This is a genomic window from Enterobacter mori LMG 25706, assembly GCF_000211415.1.
Taxonomy (GTDB): domain Bacteria; phylum Pseudomonadota; class Gammaproteobacteria; order Enterobacterales; family Enterobacteriaceae; genus Enterobacter; species Enterobacter mori.
Map to the genome: position 1 here is coordinate 139,644 of NZ_GL890776.1, position 24,758 is coordinate 164,401.

A 24,758-nucleotide genomic window follows, 5' to 3' on the forward strand; every position below is an offset into this window, starting at 1 on the left:
TTACTGGGCTTCTATTTTAAAGGCGCGAGGCTGTGGAGCGGGCGTGTTTGGGCCAAACCAGACATCGTAGATTTTTGCCGCCTGACCGTTCTTTTCGAGATTAACCAGCTCATCGTTAACGGCCTTCAGCAGCGCGGTTTCACCTTTTTTCACCCCAACGCCAATCTCTTCCTTGCTGAGCAGGTCGGGCAGGATTTTAAAGTTCGCCTTATCCGGGGCCTGTGCCAGCAGGCCTGCAAGAATAGTGCTGTCCTGGGTGATGGCCTGCACGTTGCCGTTGCGCAGCGCCGTCAGCGCCAGAGGAATGTCATCATAAGAGAGCACGCGAGACTGCGGGAAACGCTGGTGCAGCGCCTGCTCGCCCGTTGTCCCTTTCACCGCACCAATGCGTGCCCGGCTGTATTCATCCAGCTTATCGGGTGATTTGGCGGGGACCAGGAACTGTTGGCCGGTCACGAAATAGGGGGTGGAGAAATCAATCACCTGTGCGCGTTCCGGGGTGATGGTGATATCCGCCACGATCAGATCTGCTTTACCGGACTGAAGCAACGGAATTCGGTTCGCCGGATTGGTGGCAACCAGTTCAAGCTTCACGCCGAGTGATTTTGCCAGCGCTTTGGCGAAGTCTACGTCGTAACCCACGATGTCGTGCGTCTTTGCATCAATAGAGCCAAACGGCGGATTGGCGTCAAAGGTGGCGACTTTCACCACCCCTGCGGCCTTAATATCCGCCAGCTGATCGGCCTGTACCTGCGCTGAAAGCAGGCTCCCGGCTGCCAGTAATCCCAGAACCAGTGTCCGTTTGTTAAACCCTTTCGTTTTTGCTGCCATAGTCATACGTCATCCCGTCGTTTTTTGTTTTGTCCCTTTACGCTCCCATAAGCGAAAGCTATCGCCAAATAAGAAATCGTTCTTTGCTATAAGCAAAAAAGCATTAGTGAACAGGGTGTTATGAACAGGTAAATGAAAGGGGACGCTATTTGCAGATACTGCACATGAACAGACGATATTGGTATTTCCCTCGCGCTGAAGTTGAGTGTTTAACTTAGGTCAGGCAAAGCGAAGAGGGGTAAAGACAATGAAAAAATGGATAAGCACGTTACGGCGGCTTTTTCCGACCCCGCAGGTCAATGCGGAGAACAGCGCGCAACGGGTTCTTGAGTCGATACTGCCTGTCGCCAGCCTGTATGGCGTGGACGTTGCCAACATCGATCCGGAGTGGTTCTATGATAAAACGTCACGCTGAATTGCGCCGGACGCGCGAAATGTACTGGAATGAGCTGTGCGCTTTTTTGTTATGACAATCGTTAACTGTTAATGTGACAGGATGTAACACCTGCCAGTTAACGGAATGAAAAACACACTGTTCACGCGCGCCATCATTGTCTGGATCGCCGTCTGCTTTGTCAGCGGTATCCTGCTCTATGCCGAACAAATCCGCCGACAGTACTGGGAGCGCGATCGGGAGTATTCGGCGCTCTTTTCTGAGATTAGCGCCGTCCTTACCCAGAACGAGTCTGTATTGCCGCTACTGAGCGGTGATGAAGATATCACGGCACTGAATAAAAAATTCCCCCATCTTCTTGCGCTGGAGAAAACAACCGGACGCGCGCTGGACGCCGCCCGCGTTGAGCCCGCCAGCGATCGACAATACTGGCTCTACAATCCCTGGCGGCAAATCCGTGTACGGGTTGATCTTGCCCCACTACTCAATACGCATCATGCCTTTGAGCGCCTCGACGTCTATTATTCGAAGCGAAGCGAACCACACCCTTCAGATGCCTTCTGGCACTGGGCACGCTCCTTCCCACAGGTAACGCAACCCTTCGTGCTTTCAGCCGATGCTCAGCCAGACTGGCTCGGTATTCAGTGGTTTATCTTCCTGGTAGTCTTTACTGGATGGGGTGTGGTCATTGCGGTGGGCAGCGTGGCGCTCTGGCAGCGCAAGGCAAGACGAGACGCAGAGCAGCGCGCCTTGTATTACCAGCATGCCCGACTCAACACGCTGGGGGAGATCACTGCGGGTATTGTCCATGAGATCAACCAGCCGCTCACGGCCGTGCAGACCTGGATCCAGGGCGCGCAGCGACAGCAAAAGCTGGACAATCCACAGGCGGTGTCCCAGGCACTGGCAGCAGCGCTGGTGCAAACACAGCGTATCAGCGCCCTGTTAACCCGTTTTCGTGAACACGTGGTGCAGGAGAAAGTGACGCTGCGCGAAACCGACCTGGCGCAATGCTGGCAGCAGGTTGTGAATTTACTGGAGCACGAGAGACGCGCTGAACATATCATCGTTACCCATGCGTTTACACCGGAGGCAACGACGGTTCTGGCTGACAGACTCTGGCTTGAGCAGGTCCTGCACAATCTGCTCAGCAATGCGATTCAGGCTCAACAGGCGAACGCGCAGGGTTGGGTGCGGATCGAAAGCCGGAAAGGCGCAAATGGCATTCAGGTAATCGTGACGGATGGCGGCCCCGGTTTTAGCCCGGAGGCGCTACAGAATGCCTTTATGCCGTTTTACAGTGGTAGAGAAGAGGGAATTGGCCTGGGGATGACCTTAACGGAGTCACTGATGACGCGCATGAACGGATCGATTACGCTGGGGAATTCGCCGGAGGGAGGGGCGCGAATCGTCCTGCAACTGGCTAATGGAAAGGAGACGACGCATGGATAATATAATCTGGCTGATCGATGACGATGAATCCATCAGAGAGTCGATGGCATTTTTACTTTCAGGCATGGGCTGGGAAGTGAAGACATTCGGGAGTATCGACGCGTTTACCACGGCCCATGTTAAGGACTCAACGCTCGTCGGCTGCCTGCTACTGGATATGCGCATGCCGGGAAAAGGGGGGCTGACGTGGCTGGAAGAGGGCGAGTGGCCGTGGCCTCTGCTGCCGGTAATTATCATGACCGGGCACGGCAGCGTCGACGCCTGCCGCCGGGCGTTCCGTAACGGCGTCTTTGAGTTTTTCACCAAGCCGCTGGATGCGGACAAGCTTATCGAATCCGTGGGGCTGGCGTGCGAGGAGAGCCAGCGACGGTTCGCCGACTGGCAGGCGCTCTCACGAATAAAAGCGCGCTTTGAACAACTCACCGCGCGGGAACATGAGGTATTGGCGGTGTTGATGGAAGGGCTCAGCAATAAAGAGGTGGCGGCGCGACTTGACCTGTCGCCGCGCACGGTGGAAGCGCATCGTGCAGCTGCGTTTGCCAAGCTGGGCGTCACGAGCCTGGTTCAGGCAAGCCGCGAGTACGATAAATTGCAATCCGTATAATTACCAGGATGCGTGCGTAATCAACCGAATTACGCGTCGTTGCCTGACCCGATATCCTCGAATGGTCTTCAGTTATTCTATTCGAGGTTATGCAATGAAAAAGTTAATGATGGCGGCAGCGCTGGTCTCGGGTAGCGTAAGTCTGACTGCGCAGGCAGATTCCGTGAGCCAGAAGAATCTCTCCCTGGCACAGGCCAATGCGCTGGCAAACTCTGCCGTTCAGGCGTGTCTGGCGAAGAACTATCAGGTTTCGGTGACCGTGGTTGACCGTGCGGGTGTGGTGAAAGCGGTACAGCGCACCGATAATGCGGGCCCACATACGGTCAAAGCCAGTGAAATGAAAGCCTTCACGGCGCTCAGCTCGAAAAATGCCTCAGGCAAAGTGATGGAAGCGGCGCAGAACAACGCGGGTGCGCAGAATATGCGTGATATCCCAGGCTTCCTGCTGCTGGCGGGTGGCTTACCCGTTAAAGAGGGCGATGAGGTGATCGGGGCGATTGGTATCGGCGGGGCGCCGGGCGGTCATCTGGATGAGGCCTGTGCTCAGGCTGCCATTGACGGGCTGAAGAAGTAACATCAAAAAAAGCACCGGCTTTACCGGTGCTTTGCAATCAGATCTTGCAGGCGTCGCCGCAGTCATCATCGGCAACCATCGCCTGCGCTTTTTTGTCTGCGTCGTCCAGACGTTCGGCGTTACGCTCTTCTGCTTCATCCAGTCCGTTAAAGACCAGGTTATCGAGATCAATTTCCATGTGGCACCTGCTATGTTCAGTTTTTGATACTGGCACAGTATAGGGCAAAAAAAACCAGGAATGTACCTCGCAGCACATAAGGATAATCCCTGCCATACTCAGTGCGTTGTCACTGAGGAAAGCACATGATTATACTCTGTAAAGCCTGCGGGACCTCGTATGCGTATCAACCCGACAGATGCCCTGTCTGCGAGGATGAACGCCAGTATGTTCCAGTTACCGGGCAGGCGTGGACCGAACTTGAAACCGTCACTGCCACGCATACCAACAAATGGCAGCAGCTTGAACCGCAGCTCTTTAGCATCAAAACGGTGCCCGCCTTTGCCATCAATCAACGGGCACTGCTGCTGCGCACCCCACACGGCAATATTCTGTGGGATTGCATCGCCAACCTCGACCCGGCAACCCGAACGCTGATCGCCGCCCTCGGGGGTATCAGTGCCATCGCCATTTCACACCCTCACTATTACACCACCATGCAGGACTGGGCGGAGACGTTCGACGCGCCGGTGTATCTTCATGCGAGCGATCGGGAGTGGGTCATGCGCGACAGTCCGGCCATTCACTTCTGGCACGGCGAAACGCCGGAGATTGCCCCCTCCGTGACGTTGCTGCGTCTCGGCGGCCACTTTGCGGGCGGAACGGTGCTGCACTGGCAGGAGGGCGAAGGGGTTTTGCTGGCGGGGGATATTCTGCAGGTCACGCCGGGGAAAGACGCCGTTTCGTTTATGTGGAGCTATCCGAATATGCTTCCGCTACCCGCCCACACCGTAGCGTCCGTCACCCATCGCCTTGAAGGCAGAAAATTTGAACGTCTGTATGGCGCGTTCGAGGGGCAGAACATCCAGGCTTTCGCGGACGATATTGTGCAGCGGTCGGGCCAAAAATATATTGCTTGTCTGAAGTAAAGCACGGTGGGTAAACTTTACGAGTGTGATCGCGATCATACCTAAACTACAACAGATAAAAGAGAAATTGCTATGCAACATATCATTGAAGGTTTTCTCAGCTTTCAAAAAGAGATTTTCCCGCAACGTAAAGAGCTCTTCCGCAGTTTAGCGTCCAGCCAGAATCCCAAAGCGCTGTTCATCTCCTGCTCCGACAGCCGACTGGTGCCAGAACTGGTCACGCAACAAGAGCCAGGACAACTCTTTGTCATTCGTAATGCTGGCAATATTGTGCCGCCGTTCGGGCCAGAGCCAGGCGGCGTCTCCGCCACTATCGAATACGCGGTTGTCGCGCTGGGCGTGACCGATATCGTGATCTGTGGCCACTCTAACTGTGGTGCGATGAAAGCGATTGCCGACAATGCAAACCTGGAGCCGATGCCTGCGGTCTCCCACTGGCTGCGCTACTCTGATGCGGCTAAAGCCGTGGTGGAGAAGAAATCCTGGGACCAGCCAATCGATAAAGTGAATGCGATGGTGCAGGAGAACGTGTTTGCGCAGCTGAGCAACATTAAGACCCACCCGTCCGTCGCGGTGGGCCTGCGTAATAATTCCATCCGTCTGCACGGCTGGGTGTACGACATTGAAAGCGGTGACATTCGCGCGCTGGATAAAGCGACGAAAACCTTTATCTCTCTGTCTGAAAACCCGGAGGTTTTCTTCGAGTAATCAGACCGTTCAGGGCAGGGAGGCCCTGTCAGTTATCCATAAAAGGTAACTTTTTGCGCGTAACCGACGCAGGTTTATTTGCCGCTTTTGCCATTGCTTCCCCAATCTCTGCGCACTCTGCGAGCCCCTGGACAAAGGGGTGGTCGTGCATCAGCCACGGTATCGCACCAAAGGCAATACGTCCGCGAAGCGTATCGGGTGCCAGCAGTGTGTAATCTTCACCAACATCGGGTATGTCGTCGCCTGTCGTTTGTAGCAGTTTACGCAAGGACGGGAAGGGTAAATCTTCTGTCTTGAGGGGTTTCTGCCCGCGCGCATCAATAAAGACGTCGAAGCGGTAGCGGTGCTCTTTGGTGGTAATGACCGTTTCAGCACTACCGATATCCAGAGTGTAATCCTCACCCAATGCCACTACGCTTATGATCCCCGCCTCGCGCAAGGCAAGCAGCCTGCGAATAGACTGAGGGGGGATGGCGGCATAGTTATCAATAAACACGCGCTCCAGCCCGGCTTTGAACCGCGCTCTGTCCTTTTCGTTCAGGGCGGGTACGATTTCTGCAACGATCTCGTGCAGGCGAAGTATGGTATAGCGCCAGGCTACGGTGCGCCGTTCACGTTTGTTTCGCTCGACCTCTTTAAGATTCTCTTCTGCCCAGGTAAAGGGACCGTGCTGTTTACGCTCTTCAAACCACGCCTCGCGAAGGCTGTCTGCGTCCCGTTGCCTCAGCGATATGGCCTCGCACCACGCCGGGTCGGCAAGTTCAAGCTCTTTAACCATCAGGGCGAAGATGCGGTCCAGCAAGCCGTCTGCTCCTTTAGCAATCTCGGTTTGAACCACGAATTCGGTCAGTACCGACAGCGGCTCGTAAGGGATCGGGCAGTAAAAATCGGCCTCTGGTAAAATGCCGGTCCGGGACATCAGGACAATTTTTAGCGCCTCGCTTCCTTTATCCAGAATGAACGCGTCGTCCACAAACTGACCATGCTGCATCACCACCGCCATGGCCGCGTCCAGGCCGCTCAAAGACGTTCCCATAATGCCCACCTTGCAGGGGCGGATTTCGGCGTCCATGAGTCCTGACCACGGGCTTGGGAAGAACGTGCGCGTGGCTTCATCTTCGTCTGGCCAGACGTGACCGGTGGCGATAACCGCAAGGTCATACCGATCGGCGAGCGCATCACCGTTAACTGAAAGCGTGATGGCGTTTGAGTTGACCTCGATATCTGTGACTTCCGAGGATTCGTGGATCTCGACCTTGAATCCTAATTTTTTAGCCTCTTTTACAACCGTGAGAAAGCTGTCGCGGAAATACTCACCCAGCAGGAGTCGGGGCAGGAACTGTCGGTCATGCAAACGGGCTTTATCAACCTTAAAGCGCGCCAGATGGGCTTCGCTCTGGCCCTTAAGCCAGTCGAGATAGGTCATAAAAATGGGCGGGATTTCAATGCTTGCAATGTTCGCCAGCATCAGACGAGAGTTTTCGTCGTCGTTATAGGGCATACCCACGCCAGCTTCCTCAGCTTGTTCAAAGACGGAGACCGAAAGCGGCTGCGGATTTTTAAGCAGTGCGTAAAAGGTGTAAATCCCTGTTGGGCCGGAGCCAATAATCGCGATTTTCTTCATCGGCGTTCTTCCTGCTTTTTTTGTCATGAGAAAAGCGTAGCAGGAGAATAATTAAGAAATCAGGAGATTGAGATAATTCAGAACATAAAGAGAGGATTTGCACCATTTCAGGACTGAAATGGTGCGTCCGAGTGGACTCGAACCACCGACCCCCACCATGTCAAGGTGGTGCTCTAACCAACTGCGGACGCAGAATGGTGCGTTCAATTGGACTCGAACCAACGACCCCCACCATGTCAAGGTGGTGCTCTAACCAACTGAGCTATGAACGCAACGTGTTGTCGGTGACAACGGGGACGAATATTAGCGGCACAGCATCGTTGAGGCAAGAGGGAAAACGCATTTTTCTCTCTGAATTCACGCGATTGCTTCATTACCGCGCAAAGTGAAGAGAAAGTAGCCGCCAGCTGGCGGCTACTGCCTGTTTAACGTGCGGCGCGTTGCAAAATGACCGTAGAAGGCTGGCGTTGCAGAAAACGCATACGCAGCATCATCATGATGGCCGCAGAGGTCAGACCGATGATAAAGCCCATCCAGAACCCTGCCGGACCCATGCGATCCACCACCAGGTCGGTAAGCGCCAGGATGTAGCCTGTCGGCAGTCCCAACACCCAATAGGCGATAAAGGTAATAAAGAAAATTGAGCGCGTATCTTTATATCCGCGCAGCACGCCGCTGCCAATCACCTGGATGGAGTCAGAGATCTGGTAAATCGCGGCCAGCAGCATCAGGTGCGACGCCAGCGTGACGACTTCCGGATTGTCGTTGTAGAGCAGCGCAATCTGCTCGCGTAATGCAACGGTAAAGAGCGCCGTACAGACGGCCATGCAGACGCCGACGCCCAGCCCGGTCCGGGCGGCCGTTTGCGCATCTAGCGTTGACCCCTGGCCCAGACGGAACCCTACGCGAATCGTCACCGCCGCGGCCAGCGACATCGGCAGGACGAACATCAGGGAACTGAAGTTCAGCGCAATCTGGTGGCCCGCGACATCAATAATGCCCAGCGGGGAGACCAGCAGGGCGACCACGGCAAACAGGGTCACTTCGAAGAACAGCGCCAGCGCGATAGGCAGCCCTAACTGCACCAGGCGCGTCATGATGTTCCAGTCCGGCGTGCTAAATCTTTTCTCGTTGCGAATATCGCGCATGGAACGGGCGCGTTTTACAAAGGTGATCATCGAGAAGAACATCACCCAGTAAACGGCTGCCGTCGCCACGCCGCACCCGACGCCGCCCAGTTCCGGCATGCCGAAGTGGCCGTAAATAAAGATGTAATTCACCGGGATATTGACCAGCAGACCGATAAAGCCCATCACCATACCGGGCTTGGTTTTTGCCAGACCTTCACACTGGTTACGCGCGACCTGGAAAAAGAGGTAGCCAGGCGCGCCCCAGAGCAGCGCGCGCAGATAGCCCACGGCTTTATCCGCCAGCGCCGGGTCGATGTTATGCATCGCGCGGATGATATGCCCGGCGTTCCAGAGCACCACCATAATCAGCACGGAGACAAACCCTGCCAGCCAAAAACCCTGGCGAACCTGGTGGGCAATGCGCTCGCGGCGGCCCGAGCCGTTCAGCTGTGCAATAACTGGCGTGAGCGCGAGCAGTAAACCGTGACCAAACAGGATGGCCGGTAGCCAGATAGATGTGCCGATTGCCACGGCAGCCATATCGGTGGCGCTGTAGCCACCTGCCATTACCGTATCCACAAATCCCATTGCGGTTTGGGCCACTTGCGCGATGATCACTGGTATAGCCAGTGCCAATAACTGGCGCGCTTCATTCATGTACTTCTGCACGTGAACACCTTTATTTTGTAGTTATTTGAGAGACTAAAAAAGCCGCCGTAACTGGCAGCAAGAAGAAAATGCAGGGGGGTGCCAGCTATTGTAGCGGGCTTTAACTATTTATCTAGTGAAAAAATCGCCAGAAAATGCGCTCCACTGGCAACCTGTTTTTCCAACTGTTATTGTGATGGGATTAAACGGTGTCACCACCGTCCGGAAAAAACAGGAGTTGTAAGCATGTTTACTGGTATTGTGCAGGGCACCGCCAAAGTGGTGTCCATTGATGAAAAACCCAATTTCCGAACTCACGTGGTTGAGCTGCCGGAATATATGCTCGACGGCATAGAGACCGGCGCCTCGATTGCACATAACGGCTGCTGCCTGACGGTGACCGAAATTAACGGTAACCAGATTAGCTTTGATTTAATGAAAGAGACGCTGCGTATCACCAACCTGGGTGAACTGGTGGTTGGGGATACCGTCAACGTTGAGCGCGCGGCGAAGTTCAGCGACGAGATCGGCGGCCATCTGATGTCGGGCCACATCATGACCACCGCCGAGGTCGCAAAAATTGTGACCTCGGAAAATAACCGTCAAATCTGGTTTAAAGTTCAGGATCCCGCATTAATGAAATACATCCTGTATAAAGGATTTATTGGTATTGATGGGATTAGTCTGACGGTCGGAGAAGTGACGCCGACGCGCTTTTGCGTGCATTTAATTCCCGAAACGCTGCAGCGCACAACGCTGGGCGCAAAAAAACTGGGGCATCGCGTGAATATCGAAATCGATCCGCAAACCCAGGCGGTTGTGGATACCGTTGAACGCGTCCTGGCGGCAAAAGAGGCGGCGATAATAAAAGCCGTTGAGGAAGAATAAAAAATAACCCCGGATATCCGGGGTTATTTTTTTAGCGGGCGACACGTAATCCGTGTTCAATGCCGCGACTGAAAACAACCTGCCAGAGCTGAATATCCCGCGCACGGAACGCACCCGCACAGGCATTCAGGTAATAGCTAAACATGCGTTTGAACCGTTCGGAATAGTTGTCTGCAATCTCAGGCCAGGCTTCCTGAAAACGGGAGTGCCATGCCATCAATGTGGTGTCGTAATCCGCGCCGAAGTTATGCCAGTCTTCCACAATGAAGTGGGGCTCGCTGGCGTTAGCAATCTGGCGCACGGACGGTAAACAGCCATTCGGAAAGATGTATTTATTGATCCACGGGTCCACGTTATTGTCGGTGCGTTTAGAACCAATGGTATGGAGCAGGAAAATGCCGTCAGGCTTCAGGTTTCGGTCGGCAACGTCAAAATAGGTTCTGTAGTTTTTCGGACCCACGTGCTCGAACATGCCAACGGAAACGATGCGGTCGAACTGTTCGTTCAGGTCGCGGTAGTCCTGAAGCCGAATATCGACATCCAGCTCCTGGCAACGTGTCTGAGCCATTTTTTGTTGCTCAGCTGAAATCGTCACACCCACAACGCTGGCACCGTAATGCTTCGCCATGAAATACGCCAGACCGCCCCAGCCGCAGCCGATATCCAGCACGCGCATACCCGGTTTTAACTGCAGCTTCTCGCAGATTAGACGCAGTTTATCTTGCTGCGCCTCTTCAAGCGTTGTGGCCTTTTTCCAATAGCCGCAGGAATATTGCATTAAGGGATCGAGCATACGACTGAACAGGTCATTACCGAGATCGTAGTGCTCTTTACCGACGATCCATGCCCGCTTTTTACTTTGCAGATTGAACAGTCGAGCGGAGGCGATACGCAGCGTGTCTTTGAAGTGGCGAGGGAGCTGATTTTCAAGACCGGCGCGCAATACGCTGGAGAAAAACATGTCCAGCCGTTCACACTCCCACCAGCCGTCCATATAGCTTTCGCCCAGGCCTAACGATCCCTCCTGCAAGACGCGTTTAAAAAAATCGGGATGTTTGACCTGCGGATCGGCGGGGGAAGACCCATTAATCGTGATGCCCGCACGCCCCAACAGTTCACTGACGATCCGGGACCAGTTATCGTCCGGAACGCTGACTTCTTCTATACACGATGAACTCATAGCTTCTCCATCACCTTGCTGTGATCAGAACCTTAAAACAGCGTAGACGCTTTTTTGGGTTTGTGAGAAATCTCACGGTAAATGCCCGCGAGGCTAATATCCGACGTAGAACAGAGGAAGGGAGATAACCCTTGCCGAAAAGCCTTCCATGGTAAAACGGGAGCACTCCGGCTCCCGTTAACACTTAATATTTATCGTATTTAATCGAACCAAATTTAGTATAGGCCTCAAAATTTGGTGATTCAATAGAAAATTCTTAGCAACCTAATCACTGTGTCTTAACATAATTTCTGGTGCGATTATGCGTGCGACGTTTCCACTTTCTGCCGCGCATTCTGCTCGCGCTGAGCGGAAGACTGCATACGGTAGCCAAGGGCAGCCAGCGCAACGGTCACCAGCATCACACTGGTGGTGGTCAGGAGCGGCGTGGCAATCAACGCAGAGACCACCAGACTCGCCAGGAAGCACAGACCCAGCTGTAACGTGTTCTGCAGCGCGGCGGCGCGTCCCGTCGCCTGTGGGAACGGACGTAACGCCTGCGCTACCACGATTGGGTAAATAGCACCGTTAGCGACCGCCATGACGCAGAACGGAATCAAAATTTCGGTCAGGCCCGTACCCGGAATAAACCCGACGGCCCATGTGCCGAAAACGCTTAACGCGAACAGCACCAGTAGCCAGGGCAGCATCTGCTGGCCTTCCCACTTCTGCAGCGCTGCACGACAGCCGTAGCCGCCGACCAGGAAAGCGATGGTCTGTGGAACATAACTCAGGCCGATTGCCGCCGGGCTGTATCCCATATCGTGCAGAATGAACGGCGAGCCAGTCAGCCACGCGAAGAAACTGGCGGAACAGGCCGCGTAAATCAGGACGTTGCCACGATACGCTTTTGAACGCAGCAGCGAGGCAAAGGTAATCGGCTTCGCGTCAGGATGCGTCTCTTTTTTATGCGCAGGCTTGAGGAAAAACGCAGGCAGCATCAGTATCAGCGTGATGGCAAAGAGCGTGGCGAAGATCGCCTGCCAGTCGAAATGGGCCAGGATCCAGCTTCCGAGCAACGGTGCAAGGGCAGGCGAGAGACCGACCAGCGGCATAATGGTGGCGAAAATTCGGTTAGTGCGGGATGCAGGATAATAATCGGTCACCAGCGCCTGCCAGGTGACCGCTGCAGCACAGACGCCAACGGCCTGAATGAATCGCAGTACCAGCAGCCAGGTAGCATCGCGTACCCACAGCATGCCCAGGCAGCCCACGGCAAAAATAGCCAGACCCAGCAGCAGCACGGGTTTACGACCAAAGCGGTCGGAGAGTGGCCCCCAGAGGAGTTGTGCGAAGGCAAAACCGGCGAGGAACAGGCTCAGGCTGGCGCTGATAGCGGCTGCGGGGGTTTGCAAATCTTCCTGCATCGCGGCAAATGCGGGCAGATACATGTCGGTCGCTAAAAAGCCCAGCACGCTTAAGCCGCCGAGCCAGACTAAAAATCCTTTCCTGGGTTGCATTGTTTTATTCTCCTGAGGAGGCAGGTGTACGTTGGCGCAGAGTGTAGGGAGTGCAAAGCGGCTTGTGAAACGCTAATATTTGCTGAGTGCATTCAAATTTTTTGCAGGCAGAACATGTGGTCAGATTATTCTCTTGAAGTTGTGGATGCTGTTGCCCGTAACGGCAGTTTCACCGGTGCCGCGCAGGAGTTACACCGCGTACCCTCGGCGATCAGTTACACCGTGCGTCAGCTGGAAGAGTGGCTGGCGGTTCCGCTGTTCGAGCGGCGTCATCGCGACGTGGAATTAACGCCTGCAGGCGCGTGGTTTTTGAAGGAAGGGCGTTCTGTCATCAAAAAAATGCAGATCACCCGCGAGCAGTGTCAGCAGATCGCTAACGGCTGGCGAGGCCATCTCTCCATTGCGGTGGATAATATCGTTAAGCCGGAACGGACCCGGCAAATGATCGTGGATTTCTATCGTCATTTTTCTGATGTCGAACTGCGGGTCTCCCAGGAGGTATTCAACGGCGTCTGGGATGCGCTGGCGGATGGCAGGGTGGAGATGGCGATTGGTGCTACGCAGGCGATCCCCGTTGGGGGACGCTATGCGTTTCGCGACATGGGGATGCTGAGCTGGACCTGCGTTGTCGCCCGCGAACATCCGCTGGCGGCAATGGAAGGCCCGCTCAGCGATGACACGCTGCGCAACTGGCCGTCGCTGGTGCTGGAAGATACCTCGCGCTCGCTGCCCAAGCGCATCACCTGGCTCCTGGACAACCAGCGCCGCGTGGTGGCCCCTGACTGGGAATCGTCGGCAACCTGTCTTTCTGCGGGGCTGTGCGTGGCGATGGTGCCCGTTCACTTCGCGCGTCCGCGCATCGATACCGGAGAGTGGACAGCGCTGACGCTGGAAAATCCGTTCCCGGATGCGGCCTGCTGTCTGACCTGGCAGCAAAACGACGTATCGCCTGCGATGGCCTGGCTTCTGGATTATCTGGGAGACAGTGAAACGTTGAATCGGGAGTGGCTACGGGAGCCAGCATAACTGGCTCCGTAAGCGATTAACGGCGATAGTCGCGGAAAGGACCGTCCGCCACGGAGCGGCGCTCGATGAGGCGCGGGTGAACTTCAATCGACTGGGATTCTTCACGCTTGTTGACGATCCTGTCCATCAGCATGTTGAAAGCCGTTTCGCCCAGCGAGTCTTTTGGCTGGTGAATGGTGGTCAGCGCCGGGGTGAAGAAGCGCGCATTACGCACGTTGTCATACCCGATTACGGAAATATCCTGCGGCACCCGCAGGCCCAGCTCGTCGGCGGCGCAGAGTGCGCCCATCGCCATAATATCGCCGCCACAGAAAACAGCCGTCGGGCGATGCGGTTGGGAGACAATCTGCTGCATTGCGCGGTAACCGGATTCCGGCTCAAAGTCGCCTTGAACGATCCAGTTTTCCGGCACGGTGATGAGCGCCTCTTCCATTGCCTTCATAAACCCGGCCAGACGGCCCGCACCGGTGTTGCGCTCCAGCGGACCCGGGATCACGCCAATCTCGCGGTGACCGCGTTCGATCAGATAACGACCGGCCATATAGCCGCCTTCAAAGGCATTATCGATAACGGAATCGGTGAAGTCCGCGCGCGCTTCGCCCCAGTCCATCACCACCATCGGGATGTGGCGGTACTCTTCCAGCATGGAAAGTACGGACTCTGGGTACTCGGAACACATTACCAGCAGGCCATCGACGCGCTTTTGCGCCATCATCGACAGGTAGGCGCGCTGCTTCTCAATGCTGTTCCACGCGTTGCCCAGAATCAGCGTATAGCCTTTCTGGAAGCAGTTTTTCTCAACGGCTTCGATGATTTCGGCAAAATAGGCCGCTTCACTGCTGGTCGCCAGCAAGCCAATCGACTTGGTGTGATTCACCTTCAGGCTGCGCGCAACCGCACTTGGGGAGTAATGTAACTCCTTGATCGCCGCCCAGACGGCGTTGCGCGTCTCTTCCGCGACGAAGCGGGTTTTGTTAATTACATGTGATACGGTTGTAGTGGAAACGTTTGCGCGTTTTGCTACGTCTTTTATTGTTGCCATTCAATGTCACTCCAGACCATATCCTAAACTCCTGAAAAACTTGAAGGTAAACGTTTGCCTTCTCTCACCCTTATTACGCAATCTTGAGTTGCGACACGCCGGGAAAACGACACAGGACGTCAGGAGGGGGTCAATGGCCGGTACGCTAATAAATTTAGCGTGGAATTTTGTCCTATCTTGATGAAAAGGGGAAGAGCTAAAGTGGATATCAGTTTAAATCCAGGAAGATTTTTGACGTAAACTGTGTAAAAATGAGCAAGCTCACTTTTCGTGGGGTGATTAAAAGGAGAAAAATTGATGAGTTCCGATCTGAAGTTTTCGCTGGTGACCACCTTTATCGTGCTGGCATTGATTGTTGCCGGTGGTTTGACGGCTGCGCTGCACTGATTTACGCGGGGGGAGAGTCTTCTCCCTCCTCATTTTCTTCCTATTGTTACCTCTCCGGCAAAAATCTTTTGCCAAAATGTTAACTTCTCAAATTTTGTGATTGATGTCATGCTTTTGACTTCTTAGTTCTGTGTCGCGTGATGACACGGCATCCGGAGTTGACTCATGAAAATCAATTTTCCTCTGCTGGCCCTGGCGATTGGCGCTTTTGGGATTGGCACCACTGAATTCTCCCCGATGGGGTTACTGCCTGTTATCGCACGCGGTGTAGACGTCTCTATTCCTGCGGCCGGGATGTTAATCAGCGCCTATGCCATCGGCGTGATGGTCGGGGCCCCGCTGATGACGCTGCTGCTGTCGCACCGCGCGCGTCGCAATGCGCTGATATTTTTGATGGCGATCTTTACGCTGGGCAACGTGCTCTCCGCGATTGCGCCGGATTACACCACTCTGATGCTGTCGCGTATTCTGACCAGCCTGAACCATGGCGCATTTTTCGGTCTGGGCTCGGTTGTTGCGGCAAGCGTGGTTCCGAAGCACAAGCAGGCCAGCGCGGTGGCGACCATGTTTATGGGGCTGACGATCGCCAACATAGGCGGTGTGCCTGCGGCCACCTGGCTGGGTGAAGTCATTGGCTGGCGAATGTCTTTCCTGGCGACTGCAGGTCTGGGCGTGGTGGCGATGGTGGCGCTGTTCTTCTCCTTACCGAAGGGGAGCGCCGGGGAACGTCCTGACGTGCGCAAAGAGCTGTCGGTGCTGATGCGTCCTCAGGTGCTTTCCGCGCTGCTGACCACGGTGCTGGGGGCCGGTGCGATGTTTACCCTCTACACCTATATTTCACCGGTGTTGCACGATATTACCCACGCGACGCCGATCTTTATTACCGCGATGCTGGTGCTGATAGGCGTGGGCTTCTCTATCGGTAACTATCTGGGCGGGAAACTGGCCGATCGCTCCGTGAGCGGTACGCTGAAAGGCTTTTTAACCCTGCTGATTGTCATCATGATTGCGATCCCGTGGCTGGCACGCAACGAATGGGGTGCTGCGATCGCAATGGTCGTGTGGGGTGCTGCCACCTTTGCCGTGGTACCACCGCTTCAGATGCGGGTGATGCGTGTCGCCCATGAAGCGCCAGGTCTCTCTTCTTCCGTGAATATCGGTGCGTTTAACCTGGGTAATGCGCTGGGGGCTGCAGCGGGCGGGGCGGTGATTTCCGGTGGGCTGGGATACAGTTTTGTGCCGGTGATGGGGGCAATTATTGCCGCACTCGGCCTGCTGTTAGTGCTGATGTCCGGTCGTAAACAGCCAGAAGCTGCCTGCGCGGCGGAATAAACAAAAACGCAGAAGGGCGAACCCTTCTGCGTGTCTCTTACGCGGCGAAGTTCTTCGCCACAAAGTCCCAGTTAGCCAGTGCCCAGAAGTGCTCCAGATAGTTAGGACGCGCGTTACGGCAATCAATGTAGTAAGCGTGTTCCCATACGTCCACGGTCATCAGCGGTTTAGCGCTGGTGGTCAGCGGGGTACCCGCATTAGAGGTGGAAACGATAGCCAGCTTGCCATCCGCTTCTTTGACCAGCCACGTCCAGCCGGAACCGAAGTTTTTGATGGCCGCATCGGTAAACTTCGCTTTGAAGTCCGCGAAGCTGCCAAAAGCGGCGTTAATGGCGCTCGCCAGCTCACCGTCAGGTTCACCACCGGCATTTGGCGCCAGGCAGTGCCAGTAGAAGGCGCGGTTCCACACCTGAGCCGCGTTGTTAAACACGCCACCCTCTGAGCTACGGACGATCTCTTCCAGCGTTTTGCCTTCGAAATCGGTACCTTTAATGAGGTTGTTCAGATTGGTGACATAGGTTTGATGATGTTTGCCGTAATGGTACTCCAGCGTTTCCGCAGAAATGTGTGGTGCCAGGGCGTCTTTTGCATACGGTAGTGCAGGTAATTCGAACGACATTGCTTCTCTCCTTATTTTATTTGTACGTTGTCAATAACCCTACAGACAACAGGGAAAGGATAGCAAATTGAAAGAGTATGCAAAAGAGGAACTTACCCTGCCACGCGAGCGACAGGGCAGGGGTTAGCGAATGGTTTCTGGCGTCATCACACGGCGCGCGCCAACGTAATGACGAACCCAGTAGTCTTCACTGAGTGAGGTAATCTGGATGTCCTGGCCGCTACGCGGTGACTGAATGAATTTTCCGTTGCCGACATAGACCCCGACATGGTCAGCCGTGCCGCGACCCTGGGTACGGAAGAACACCAGGTCACCGTTCTCCAGATCACCACGATTGACCGGTGCGGCGTCGCGCAGGTGGTACATTTCATTGGCGGTACGCGGAATACGGAACTTCACCAGGTCTTTATATGCGTAATACACCAGGCCACTGCAATCGAAACCCGTTCGTGGAGAAGTGCCACCCCAGTGATACGGTTTACCTATTTGCCCCATTAATTTATTCATCGCCGTTTTTTGCGCTTTCTGCATACGGACTTTATGCACTTCGGCTAATTTCGTGACTTTCGTGCACTTCGCTTTGTGACCTTTACGGGTAGTGCATTTTTCTGTCACGAGGTTGGCGGCCGTTTGCGAGGCTTTACGTCGGCTAGAATGTGCGGTGTGGATTGGGGATGTTTTCGTCTTACTGGAGGCGGTCTTTTTGGTCTGTGTGGGTGTTTTTTTCTTTACGGTCTTGCTGGTGGTTTTTTTCTTACGTTCTGTGGACTTAACCAGATGCGATTTTTGTACAGCAGAATGCCGCGCCTGTTCAGAGGCGTTCGCCGCTGGCGTGAAAGTGAGTGATGTAAACAGTAAAGCACAGAGCGTGATCGAGATTTTATTTATCCGCGCCACTGGGCAGTCCCCTGATTGATGCAGGCCATCAATAATACCCGCGTATGATTTACAAAGCCTGTCGATTCTAATCCATAAAAACCCGAGAAGTTAATAGCATTTTTCATTCTAAAATCATGTTTCGTTAGCAAGTGCAAAAAAATTCATCGTTCTGTCGCACTATTGTTCACTCCCTAAGCAAAACTGTACTGCAAACAGGGATAAACGTCATTTGCGATGCATCTTTTAGCGTTAGCCGTTAAAATAGTAAAACGTGACAAAAATGTTATTTTCCGATGTCTGTCTGAACCGCTACAATGTCAGACTAATGCCGTAACAGAAGTTAAAGGAAGCAAGACATGAGCACCACTATTGAAAAAATTCAGCAACAAATCGCTGAAAACCCGATTCTCCTGTACATGAAAGGTTCTCCGAAGCTGCCAAGCTGCGGTTTCTCCGCGCAAGCGGTTCAGGCGTTATCTGCCTGTGGTGAGCGTTTTGCTTACGTTGATATCCTGCAGAACCCGGACATCCGCGCTGAGCTGCCAAAATACGCAAACTGGCCGACTTTCCCACAGCTGTGGGTTGACGGTGAGCTGGTGGGCGGTTGCGACATCCTGATTGAAATGTATCAGCGTGGCGAACTGCAGCAGCTGATCAAAGAGACGGCGGCGAAGTACAAAACGGAAGAACCAGACGCAGAGTAAGTTTCTGCGTTAATAAAAAAGCGACCCGCTTAGTGTGGTCGCTTTTTTTTTGCCGGGCGGCGCTGCGCTTTCCCGGCCTACAATTGGCGATCGGCCTCATCATCCATCGGCAGAGGCCAGCCGCCCAGACGTTTCCAGCGGTTCACAATTTCACAGAATAGTTCTGCCGTACGCTCTGTATCGTAGAGGGCCGAGTGCGCCTGGGTGCCGTCAAACTCAATCCCTGCCGTGATGCAGGCTTTAGACAAGACCGTTTGCCCCAGCGCCAGACCGCTTAGCGCTGCGGTGTCAAAGGTCACAAACGGATGGAACGGGTTGCGTTTCAGCGAGGCGCGCTCTGCGGCGGCCATCGTAAAGCTGTGGTCGAACGTCGCGTTGTGGGCCACCATAATGGCGCGGCTACAGTCATTCTCTTTCATGCCTTTGCGCACCATTTTAAAAATGGCGTGCAGCGCGTCATATTCGCTGACCGCGCCACGTAACGGGTTTTTCGGATCAATACCGTTAAAGGCCAGCGCCTCTGGCTGCAGGTTTGCCCCTTCGAAAGGTTCAACATGGAAATGCAGCGTGGTGTCCGGTGTAAGCCAGCCCTGTTCATCCATCTTCAGCGTGATGGCGGCAATTTCAAGCAGCGCATCGGTTTTAGCGTTAAATCCGGCTGTTTCTACATCAATGACAACGGGATAAAAACCACGAAAACGGTCGCACAGACCGGTAAATTGAGCGTTATCGGACATCAGGGTCTCTTACAAGGGGAAAAAAGCAGTGCGCATTATGGCAAATTTTGAGAGGGGATGCAGTAAAACTACGGGCGCAAAGTGCGCCCTGCGGGATCAGTTGCCCAGACCGCGGCCAGCGTCTTTGGCTTCGATCAGTTCGATTTTATAACCGTCGGGATCTTCAACAAACGCAATCACGGTGGTGCCGCCTTTTACCGGGCCCGCTTCACGCGTAACGTTGCCGCCGTTGCTGCGGATACGCTCGCAGGCTTCCGCTGCGTTGTCCACTTCCAGCGCGATATGACCGTATGCGGTGCCCAGCTCATAGCTGTCCACGCCCCAGTTATAGGTCAGCTCAATGACGGCTTCATCGGTTTCCGGGCCGTAACCCACGAATGCCAGCGAGTATTTGTATTCAGGGTTTTCGCTGGTGCGCAGCAGCGTCATGCCCAGAACGTTAGTGTAGAAATTGATGGAACGTTGCAGGTCGCCAACGCGCAGCATGGTGTGAAGTAGGCGCATAATTTCCTCATTAACCAATAGAATGGAGTAACTTTTTGAACAGAAACGATGTTTTAGTATAGCGGCGAAATGTCGCCGCTATCAATGCACAATGGGGGATTACAGCGAAGGGTAGTCGGTATAGCCTTCCGCGCCGCCGCCGTAGAAGCTTTCAGGGCGCTGTGGGTTCAGCTCCGCTTTCTTCTGCAGACGGGCAACCAGATCCGGGTTCGCAATAAAGTCACGGCCAAACGCGACTGCGTCAATAAGGCCTTTGCCGATCAGATCTTCCGCTTTTTCTGGGGTATACGCACCCGCACCGATGATCACACCGTGGAAGCGCTCGCGCACTTTCTGGCGGAATGCTTCTGTATAAGGCTGGCCGCCTGCCCAGTCCGGCTCGGACATGTGCAGATAAGCAATACCGCGTTTCGCCAGCTCTTCAATCAGATACAGCGCGTCCGCTTCTTCGTTCGGACCGTTGTCGACGTTCTGGAAAGAACCTATTGGGGAGACGCGAATACCAATACGGTCTGCGCTCCACTCTTTACAAACCGCATCCACCACTTCCAGGACCAGGCGCGCGCGGTTTTCGACGCTGCCGCCGTACTGGTCCGTGCGGTGGTTAGAAGACGGTGACAGGAACTGGTGCAGCAGGTAACCGTGTGCAGAGTGCAGCTCAACCAGGTCGAAACCGGCTTCACGGGCGTTCGCCACGGCCTGACGGAAATCGTTCACGATGCCAGGGATCTCGTTCAGCTCCAGCGCGCGCGGCATGGAGGTATCGACGCGAATCGCATTGCCGTTTTCATCGCGCAGGGACGTTCGGGTATTTGCGCTCAGGGCAGAAGCGGACACCGGAGCCTGACCGCCAGGCTGGATGCTGCTGTGCGAGATACGGCCGGTGTGCCACAGCTGAACCGCAATGCGGCCATCTTCTGCGTGTACGCCTGCGGTAATTTTCTTCCACGCGGCAATCTGTTCCGGGCTGTGCAGACCGGGCGCACCGGCATAGCCTTTCGCCTGGGCTGAAATCTGCGTGGCTTCTGAGATGATAAGGCCTGAGCTTGCGCGCTGACGGTAATATTCACCCATCAGAGGCGTTGGGATATCACCCGGCTCGATGCTGCGAAGACGGGTCAGCGGGGCCATAAACACACGGTTTGGCGCGGTAACGGCACCCACTTTCAGTGGGGTAAATAACTTTTCAGCGGACATAACGACTCCTGAGTAGACCAGTCGACTAGTAATAATGTAAATAAAAACGCCTGCTAAGCGCCAGGCGCAGTAATACTGCTTTTTACATGTGCCAGCGCGCTTTCGAGCGGCACGGCACTGCGAGAAATCTTGGCCTGCAGGTTGGCTCCTAACCAGAGGGAGTATAAAACCTGAGCCTGTGTTAGCGGGTCACCGGGGAACGAGAGCGTGTTTTCATCACGGCCCTTCGTCAGCGCCTGCGCGAGCAGGGCGATAACCCCGCTGGCACCTTTATCCATCGCCGCGCGCATATCTTCAGAGAGATCGCACACTTCCGCAGAGAGTTTTACCGTCAGGCAACCGCTGATGATGCCCTGCTGACAGAACTGCGTCAGCGTTTCCTGATAGTAGTTCAGAACACGATCCCGGTAGTTACCTGCACCGCTGGCGAAGTGGGTGGCAAGGCGCTGATGATAGCTGGCGTAGTGCCGCTCCAGCATGGCCACGCCGAAGGCTTCTTTGGAGCGGAAGTAGTGATAAAACGACCCCTTCGGCACCTCAGCGGTTTTCAGTAACTCACTCAACCCCATACCGGTAAACCCGCGGTGCATGCAAAGACGCTCGCCGGTTGCCAGTAAATGTTCGCGTGTATCGTGTTCAGTGTGTCTGCTCATGGGTGCACTCTAATAGACCGTTCGGTCTAATGCAAGCCCGCTCAGTGACGACATGGCGACAAAATATCCATCTGTTGCTGATAAACCGTTGATTTCACGTCCATCATACCCAGTACGGTGGCGAACAAATTGTCCTGCGATACCGCATCTTTTGCTGCATGGTCACGCAAACACTGCTCGTTGACGCCATAATTTTTCGCGTAGTCAGGGGAGAGCCAGAACATAAAGGGAATATGCGTTTGCTGCTCTGGCGCCAGCATGTACGGCGTACCGTGCAGATAAATCCCGCTTTCACCCAGTGATTCACCGTGATCGGAAAGATATATCAGCGCCGTGTTCATGTTGGCCTGACGGGCTTTTAAGGCGTCAATCGTTTTACTGACCACACTGTCGGTATAGAGGATGGTGTTGTCATAGGTATTCATCAGCGCCTGATGATCGCAGTCCTGAATTTCGTTGGTATCACAGGTTGGCGTAAATTTTCGGAAACTGTCCGGATAGCGTTTGCTATACGCCGGACCGTGACTACCCATCAGATGGATAACCAATACCGTGTCTTGCTGCAGGCCGTCCAGAACATTATCCAGACGATAGAGATTCACATCATCAATGCAGCTTTTGTCTTTGCAGAATTGATCCAGCTTCCACTGCGTCATATCTGTATGCGGCACACGGTCGCAGGCACCTTTACAGCCGCCGTCGTTATCGCGCCACAGCAGATTGACACCTGCATGGTTAAGCACGTCGAGCAGACCTTCCTGGTGACGCGCGAGGTCGGCATCGTATTTTTTCCGGGTCATGCCGGAAAACATACAAGGGACAGAAACGGCGGTTTCGGTACCACAGGATGAGGCCTGCGGGAAGTTAATGACGTCTTGCTTTTTCAGTTCCGGGTTAGTTTCGCGCCCGTAACCGTTGAGAGAGTAGTTTGCCGCGCGTGAGGCTTCACCGACGACCAGAACCAACACGGTTTTTTTCTGCTGCCCGGCAATCAGTGGGCCTTTATGGGCATCTTCACCGATGCGTACCAGCGTTTGGTCGCCCGCAAACCAGCGCATTTTGCTGTATTTCACGACGGCGCTGACGTAGTTCGCCGGCGTGACCATTTTGACAATGCTTTTATTATTCCGAAACAGCGAGGCGTAATCTTTATAAAAGACGGCTGCCACCAGAATAATGACCAGAAGTGCCCCCAGCATTGCTGCAAAGCGCATCAGGAGGGCATACCACCATTTCCCGGTACGGATCCGCGTCAGGGCGAGTATGACGGAAGGGACAATACCGGCAACGGCAATCCACAGGATCATCTGCGGCGTGAGCAGTGCCGTGGCTTCCTGGGAATTGGTTTCAAACACGTTCACAATCATGTTCTGATCGATAACCGCGCCGTAGGTGTACATAAAGTAGGTCGCGGCAGCACATCCCATGGTCAGGACAATCAGCAGCGGCTTACGAATAAAGGGAATATTAAGCAGGCTAAAGACAACCACCCAGCCGCAAAACAGCACCAGCGGTACGGAAGCGGCGAAGAGGATATCGTGCAGATGTGCAGGGGCGATAATGGCCCAGCTGCGCTGAATAAAAAGTGCATTTAGCGCAGTGAAGAAAAGCGCACAACCCAGAGTGAATTTTATATCGTTACAGTGTAACTTTTTTGCAAACCACATCATAAGCAAACCATTCTTTATAGTGATGCGGCGAGTATAGAGAGGGAAGATTAGTGAAACCTTAATGCCACAAAACGGTGGTAAATCTCTTGCACAGTAGGCGCATAACGTCTTCACTGTAAGTGATGGTCGGTTTGTGGAGGTGAGTGTGGCAGAGCAACTGGAATTTTTCCCCATCCAGAGCCCGTGCCGGGGGATTTGTCAGGTTGATGAACGCGGCTATTGCCGTGGGTGTATGCGTACCCGTGACGAGCGGTTTAACTGGCAAAACTTTAGCGATACACAAAAGCAGGACGTGCTTCGCCTCTGCCGACAGCGTCTGCTGCGCAAAATTCGCGCAAACAAAGCGGGGGAAACCGAAGAACCCCAGCAACCTTCACTGTTTTAACACGGTAATTGCGTATACTCATGACATCACGTTCTTGAGGAAAATGTTATGGTTCAGCGTATTACCCTTGCCCCGCAGGGCCCGGAATTCTCCCGTTTTGTCATGGGCTACTGGCGTTTGATGGACTGGAATATGTCCCCGCTTCAGCTGGCAAGCTTCATTGAAGAGCATCTCGACTTAGGCATCACCACCGTCGATCATGCCGACATCTATGGCGGCTATCAGTGTGAATCCGCCTTCGGTGAGGCGCTAAAGCTGGTGCCTGCCCTGCGTCAGCGGATGGAGATCGTCACCAAGTGCGGGATCGCCACCACCGCGAAACCTGAAAACGCGCTCGGCCACTATATTACCGACAGCGCACACATTATTAAGAGTGCCGAGCAATCTCTGGTGAATCTGGCAACCGATCATATCGATCTGCTGCTGATCCATCGTCCGGACCCGTTGATGGATGCCGATGAGGTGGCGGAAGCGTTTTTGAATCTGCACCAGAATGGCAAAGTCCGACACTTTGGCGTGTCTAACTTCACCCCGGCGCAGTTTGCGCTCCTGCAATCGCGTCTGCCGTTTACCCTGGCCACTAATCAGGTCGAGATTTCTCCAGTACACCAGCCGCTGTTGCTGGATGGTACGCTCGATCAGCTGCAGCAGCTGCGCATCCGTCCTATGGCGTGGTCGTGCCTGGGCGGCGGTCGTTTGTTCAATGACGATGAATTCCAGCCCCTGCGTGACGAACTGGAAACCGTTGCCCGCGAACTGAATGCCGAAAGCATTGAGCAGGTGGTCTATGCGTGGATCCTGCGTCTGCCGTCTAAACCACTGCCGATTATCGGTTCGGGTAAAATTGAGCGTGTGCGGTCCGCGTTGGCGGCCGAAGAGCTGCAGATGAGCCGTCAGCAGTGGTTCCGCATCCGCAAGGCCGCGCTGGGTTACGACGTGCCATAAACCGCCATAAGGTGACTTTCCGGTGAAATCTTTGCCTCTGGTATACACTTAAGGGGCAAA

General features: G+C 54.4%; 27 protein-coding genes and 2 tRNA genes. 13 read left to right on the forward strand and 16 right to left on the reverse strand.

Annotated elements, in window-relative coordinates:
• Complete coding sequence (locus ENTMO_RS0110515) at window positions 1-831, reverse strand: ABC transporter substrate-binding protein (protein WP_029485049.1); 831 nt, start codon at window positions 829-831, stop codon at window positions 1-3.
• A gap of 247 nt (window positions 832-1,078) precedes the next feature.
• Between ENTMO_RS0110515 and ENTMO_RS26260 the strand changes: the two genes are divergently transcribed.
• From ENTMO_RS26260 to ENTMO_RS0110535, 4 genes are all read left to right on the forward strand, one after another.
• Window positions 1,079-1,246: a hypothetical protein gene (locus ENTMO_RS26260; RefSeq protein ID WP_010430268.1), complete on the forward strand. Its 168-nt coding sequence runs from the start codon at window positions 1,079-1,081 to the stop codon at window positions 1,244-1,246.
• 105 nt (window positions 1,247-1,351) lie between these two features.
• Window positions 1,352-2,677 (forward strand): sensor histidine kinase, encoded by a 1,326-nt coding sequence (locus ENTMO_RS0110525; RefSeq protein ID WP_010430269.1) that lies wholly within the window; start codon window positions 1,352-1,354, stop codon window positions 2,675-2,677.
• Window positions 2,670-3,281, forward strand: a complete 612-nt coding sequence (locus tag ENTMO_RS0110530) for a response regulator transcription factor (protein WP_010430272.1) — start codon at window positions 2,670-2,672, stop codon at window positions 3,279-3,281. Before ENTMO_RS0110525 ends, ENTMO_RS0110530 begins: the two co-directional genes overlap by 8 nt.
• 94 nt (window positions 3,282-3,375) lie before the next feature.
• Complete coding sequence (locus ENTMO_RS0110535) at window positions 3,376-3,855, forward strand: GlcG/HbpS family heme-binding protein (protein ID WP_029485050.1); 480 nt, start codon at window positions 3,376-3,378, stop codon at window positions 3,853-3,855.
• Window positions 3,856-3,892: 37 nt separating this feature from the next.
• On the opposite strand, the gene ENTMO_RS25915 is transcribed toward ENTMO_RS0110535, so the two are convergent.
• The gene (locus tag ENTMO_RS25915) at window positions 3,893-4,033 is read right to left on the reverse strand and encodes a hypothetical protein (protein WP_010430278.1); all 141 of its coding nucleotides are present in this window, start codon (window positions 4,031-4,033) and stop codon (window positions 3,893-3,895) included.
• Between the two features lie 125 nt (window positions 4,034-4,158).
• On the opposite strand from ENTMO_RS25915, the gene ENTMO_RS0110545 reads away from it, so the two are divergent.
• Both ENTMO_RS0110545 and ENTMO_RS0110550 read left to right on the forward strand, forming a co-directional pair.
• Entirely contained in the window at window positions 4,159-4,941 is a 783-nt protein-coding gene (locus tag ENTMO_RS0110545) for an MBL fold metallo-hydrolase (protein ID WP_010430281.1), read from the forward strand.
• Window positions 4,942-5,013: 72 nt separating this feature from the next.
• A complete protein-coding gene (locus ENTMO_RS0110550) occupies window positions 5,014-5,649 on the forward strand; it encodes a carbonic anhydrase (RefSeq protein WP_010430283.1) in 636 nt (211 codons plus the stop codon).
• Window positions 5,650-5,677: 28 nt separating this feature from the next.
• Here the strand turns inward: ENTMO_RS0110550 and ENTMO_RS0110555 are convergent, their stop codons facing one another.
• The 4 genes from ENTMO_RS0110555 to mdtK all read right to left on the reverse strand — a co-directional run bounded on the left by ENTMO_RS0110555 (window position 5,678) and on the right by mdtK (window position 9,072).
• Window positions 5,678-7,273: an FAD-NAD(P)-binding protein gene (locus ENTMO_RS0110555; RefSeq protein WP_010430286.1), complete on the reverse strand. Its 1,596-nt coding sequence runs from the start codon at window positions 7,271-7,273 to the stop codon at window positions 5,678-5,680.
• Window positions 7,274-7,392: 119 nt separating this feature from the next.
• Window positions 7,393-7,464 (reverse strand) — tRNA-OTHER (locus tag ENTMO_RS0110560).
• Window positions 7,465-7,468: 4 nt separating this feature from the next.
• Window positions 7,469-7,545, reverse strand: a tRNA-Val gene (locus ENTMO_RS0110565).
• Window positions 7,546-7,698: 153 nt separating this feature from the next.
• Complete coding sequence (gene mdtK / locus ENTMO_RS0110570; RefSeq protein ID WP_010430289.1) at window positions 7,699-9,072, reverse strand: MdtK family multidrug efflux MATE transporter; 1,374 nt, start codon at window positions 9,070-9,072, stop codon at window positions 7,699-7,701.
• A 225-nt stretch (window positions 9,073-9,297) separates the two neighbouring features.
• On the opposite strand from mdtK, the gene ENTMO_RS0110575 reads away from it, so the two are divergent.
• Entirely contained in the window at window positions 9,298-9,939 is a 642-nt protein-coding gene (locus tag ENTMO_RS0110575) for a riboflavin synthase (RefSeq protein WP_010430291.1), read from the forward strand.
• Between the two features lie 31 nt (window positions 9,940-9,970).
• On the opposite strand, the gene cfa is transcribed toward ENTMO_RS0110575, so the two are convergent.
• Window positions 9,971-11,119 (reverse strand): cyclopropane fatty acyl phospholipid synthase, encoded by a 1,149-nt coding sequence (cfa, locus tag ENTMO_RS0110580; RefSeq protein WP_010430293.1) that lies wholly within the window; start codon window positions 11,117-11,119, stop codon window positions 9,971-9,973.
• A 299-nt stretch (window positions 11,120-11,418) separates the two neighbouring features.
• A complete protein-coding gene (gene punC, locus ENTMO_RS0110585) occupies window positions 11,419-12,618 on the reverse strand; it encodes a purine nucleoside transporter PunC (RefSeq protein ID WP_010430296.1) in 1,200 nt (399 codons plus the stop codon).
• Window positions 12,619-12,732: 114 nt separating this feature from the next.
• Between punC and punR the strand changes: the two genes are divergently transcribed.
• The gene (punR, locus tag ENTMO_RS0110590; protein ID WP_010430299.1) at window positions 12,733-13,644 is read left to right on the forward strand and encodes a DNA-binding transcriptional activator PunR; all 912 of its coding nucleotides are present in this window, start codon (window positions 12,733-12,735) and stop codon (window positions 13,642-13,644) included.
• A 16-nt stretch (window positions 13,645-13,660) separates the two neighbouring features.
• Here the strand turns inward: punR and purR are convergent, their stop codons facing one another.
• Window positions 13,661-14,686 (reverse strand): HTH-type transcriptional repressor PurR, encoded by a 1,026-nt coding sequence (gene purR / locus ENTMO_RS0110595; RefSeq protein ID WP_010430302.1) that lies wholly within the window; start codon window positions 14,684-14,686, stop codon window positions 13,661-13,663.
• 297 nt (window positions 14,687-14,983) lie between these two features.
• Between purR and cydH the strand changes: the two genes are divergently transcribed.
• Window positions 14,984-15,073 (forward strand): cytochrome bd-I oxidase subunit CydH, encoded by a 90-nt coding sequence (gene cydH / locus ENTMO_RS25920; RefSeq protein WP_042717882.1) that lies wholly within the window; start codon window positions 14,984-14,986, stop codon window positions 15,071-15,073.
• Window positions 15,074-15,238: 165 nt separating this feature from the next.
• Complete coding sequence (locus ENTMO_RS0110605) at window positions 15,239-16,405, forward strand: MFS transporter (RefSeq protein ID WP_010430305.1); 1,167 nt, start codon at window positions 15,239-15,241, stop codon at window positions 16,403-16,405.
• A gap of 37 nt (window positions 16,406-16,442) precedes the next feature.
• Here the strand turns inward: ENTMO_RS0110605 and sodB are convergent, their stop codons facing one another.
• Window positions 16,443-17,024: a superoxide dismutase [Fe] gene (gene sodB / locus ENTMO_RS0110610; RefSeq protein WP_010430307.1), complete on the reverse strand. Its 582-nt coding sequence runs from the start codon at window positions 17,022-17,024 to the stop codon at window positions 16,443-16,445.
• A gap of 123 nt (window positions 17,025-17,147) precedes the next feature.
• Window positions 17,148-17,921, reverse strand: a complete 774-nt coding sequence (locus tag ENTMO_RS0110615; RefSeq protein ID WP_010430310.1) for a C40 family peptidase — start codon at window positions 17,919-17,921, stop codon at window positions 17,148-17,150.
• A gap of 338 nt (window positions 17,922-18,259) precedes the next feature.
• Between ENTMO_RS0110615 and grxD the strand changes: the two genes are divergently transcribed.
• Window positions 18,260-18,607 (forward strand): monothiol glutaredoxin 4, encoded by a 348-nt coding sequence (grxD, locus tag ENTMO_RS0110620; protein ID WP_010430312.1) that lies wholly within the window; start codon window positions 18,260-18,262, stop codon window positions 18,605-18,607.
• Window positions 18,608-18,684: 77 nt separating this feature from the next.
• Here the strand turns inward: grxD and rnt are convergent, their stop codons facing one another.
• The 5 genes from rnt to eptA form a co-directional block, all read right to left on the reverse strand.
• Window positions 18,685-19,344, reverse strand: coding sequence for a ribonuclease T (gene rnt / locus ENTMO_RS0110625; protein WP_010430314.1), 660 nt, complete (start codon window positions 19,342-19,344; stop codon window positions 18,685-18,687).
• Between the two features lie 96 nt (window positions 19,345-19,440).
• Complete coding sequence (gloA, locus tag ENTMO_RS0110630; protein ID WP_010430317.1) at window positions 19,441-19,848, reverse strand: lactoylglutathione lyase; 408 nt, start codon at window positions 19,846-19,848, stop codon at window positions 19,441-19,443.
• Between the two features lie 99 nt (window positions 19,849-19,947).
• Window positions 19,948-21,045, reverse strand: a complete 1,098-nt coding sequence (gene nemA, locus ENTMO_RS0110635) for an alkene reductase (RefSeq protein WP_010430318.1) — start codon at window positions 21,043-21,045, stop codon at window positions 19,948-19,950.
• A 53-nt stretch (window positions 21,046-21,098) separates the two neighbouring features.
• A complete protein-coding gene (locus ENTMO_RS0110640) occupies window positions 21,099-21,698 on the reverse strand; it encodes a TetR/AcrR family transcriptional regulator (RefSeq protein ID WP_010430321.1) in 600 nt (199 codons plus the stop codon).
• A 41-nt stretch (window positions 21,699-21,739) separates the two neighbouring features.
• Complete coding sequence (gene eptA / locus ENTMO_RS0110645; protein WP_029485051.1) at window positions 21,740-23,365, reverse strand: phosphoethanolamine transferase EptA; 1,626 nt, start codon at window positions 23,363-23,365, stop codon at window positions 21,740-21,742.
• Between the two features lie 148 nt (window positions 23,366-23,513).
• Between eptA and ENTMO_RS0110650 the strand changes: the two genes are divergently transcribed.
• Together ENTMO_RS0110650 and ENTMO_RS0110655 are read left to right on the forward strand one after the other, a co-directional pair.
• Complete coding sequence (locus ENTMO_RS0110650) at window positions 23,514-23,753, forward strand: DUF1289 domain-containing protein (protein WP_010430327.1); 240 nt, start codon at window positions 23,514-23,516, stop codon at window positions 23,751-23,753.
• Between the two features lie 48 nt (window positions 23,754-23,801).
• The gene (locus tag ENTMO_RS0110655) at window positions 23,802-24,698 is read left to right on the forward strand and encodes an aldo/keto reductase (protein WP_010430330.1); all 897 of its coding nucleotides are present in this window, start codon (window positions 23,802-23,804) and stop codon (window positions 24,696-24,698) included.
• The last annotated feature ends 60 nt before the right edge of the window (window positions 24,699-24,758 follow it).

Coding starts and splice junctions, on each gene's coding strand:
- ENTMO_RS25915 (WP_010430278.1), bottom strand. CDS start 4,033: ATGGAAATTGATCTCGATAACCTGGTCTTTAACGGACTGGATGAAGCA.
- punR (WP_010430299.1), top strand. CDS start 12,733: ATGTGGTCAGATTATTCTCTTGAAGTTGTGGATGCTGTTGCCCGTAAC.
- ENTMO_RS0110530 (WP_010430272.1), top strand. CDS start 2,670: ATGGATAATATAATCTGGCTGATCGATGACGATGAATCCATCAGAGAG.
- cfa (WP_010430293.1), bottom strand. CDS start 11,119: ATGAGTTCATCGTGTATAGAAGAAGTCAGCGTTCCGGACGATAACTGG.
- gloA (WP_010430317.1), bottom strand. CDS start 19,848: ATGCGCCTACTTCACACCATGCTGCGCGTTGGCGACCTGCAACGTTCC.
- ENTMO_RS0110555 (WP_010430286.1), bottom strand. CDS start 7,273: ATGAAGAAAATCGCGATTATTGGCTCCGGCCCAACAGGGATTTACACC.
- ENTMO_RS0110515 (WP_029485049.1), bottom strand. CDS start 831: ATGGCAGCAAAAACGAAAGGGTTTAACAAACGGACACTGGTTCTGGGA.
- purR (WP_010430302.1), bottom strand. CDS start 14,686: ATGGCAACAATAAAAGACGTAGCAAAACGCGCAAACGTTTCCACTACA.
- ENTMO_RS0110575 (WP_010430291.1), top strand. CDS start 9,298: ATGTTTACTGGTATTGTGCAGGGCACCGCCAAAGTGGTGTCCATTGAT.
- ENTMO_RS0110640 (WP_010430321.1), bottom strand. CDS start 21,698: ATGAGCAGACACACTGAACACGATACACGCGAACATTTACTGGCAACC.
- sodB (WP_010430307.1), bottom strand. CDS start 17,024: ATGTCGTTCGAATTACCTGCACTACCGTATGCAAAAGACGCCCTGGCA.
- ENTMO_RS0110550 (WP_010430283.1), top strand. CDS start 5,014: ATGCAACATATCATTGAAGGTTTTCTCAGCTTTCAAAAAGAGATTTTC.
- ENTMO_RS0110605 (WP_010430305.1), top strand. CDS start 15,239: ATGAAAATCAATTTTCCTCTGCTGGCCCTGGCGATTGGCGCTTTTGGG.
- ENTMO_RS0110545 (WP_010430281.1), top strand. CDS start 4,159: ATGATTATACTCTGTAAAGCCTGCGGGACCTCGTATGCGTATCAACCC.
- rnt (WP_010430314.1), bottom strand. CDS start 19,344: ATGTCCGATAACGCTCAATTTACCGGTCTGTGCGACCGTTTTCGTGGT.
- eptA (WP_029485051.1), bottom strand. CDS start 23,365: ATGTGGTTTGCAAAAAAGTTACACTGTAACGATATAAAATTCACTCTG.
- cydH (WP_042717882.1), top strand. CDS start 14,984: ATGAGTTCCGATCTGAAGTTTTCGCTGGTGACCACCTTTATCGTGCTG.
- ENTMO_RS0110655 (WP_010430330.1), top strand. CDS start 23,802: ATGGTTCAGCGTATTACCCTTGCCCCGCAGGGCCCGGAATTCTCCCGT.
- ENTMO_RS0110525 (WP_010430269.1), top strand. CDS start 1,352: ATGAAAAACACACTGTTCACGCGCGCCATCATTGTCTGGATCGCCGTC.
- grxD (WP_010430312.1), top strand. CDS start 18,260: ATGAGCACCACTATTGAAAAAATTCAGCAACAAATCGCTGAAAACCCG.
- punC (WP_010430296.1), bottom strand. CDS start 12,618: ATGCAACCCAGGAAAGGATTTTTAGTCTGGCTCGGCGGCTTAAGCGTG.
- nemA (WP_010430318.1), bottom strand. CDS start 21,045: ATGTCCGCTGAAAAGTTATTTACCCCACTGAAAGTGGGTGCCGTTACC.
- ENTMO_RS0110535 (WP_029485050.1), top strand. CDS start 3,376: ATGAAAAAGTTAATGATGGCGGCAGCGCTGGTCTCGGGTAGCGTAAGT.
- ENTMO_RS26260 (WP_010430268.1), top strand. CDS start 1,079: ATGAAAAAATGGATAAGCACGTTACGGCGGCTTTTTCCGACCCCGCAG.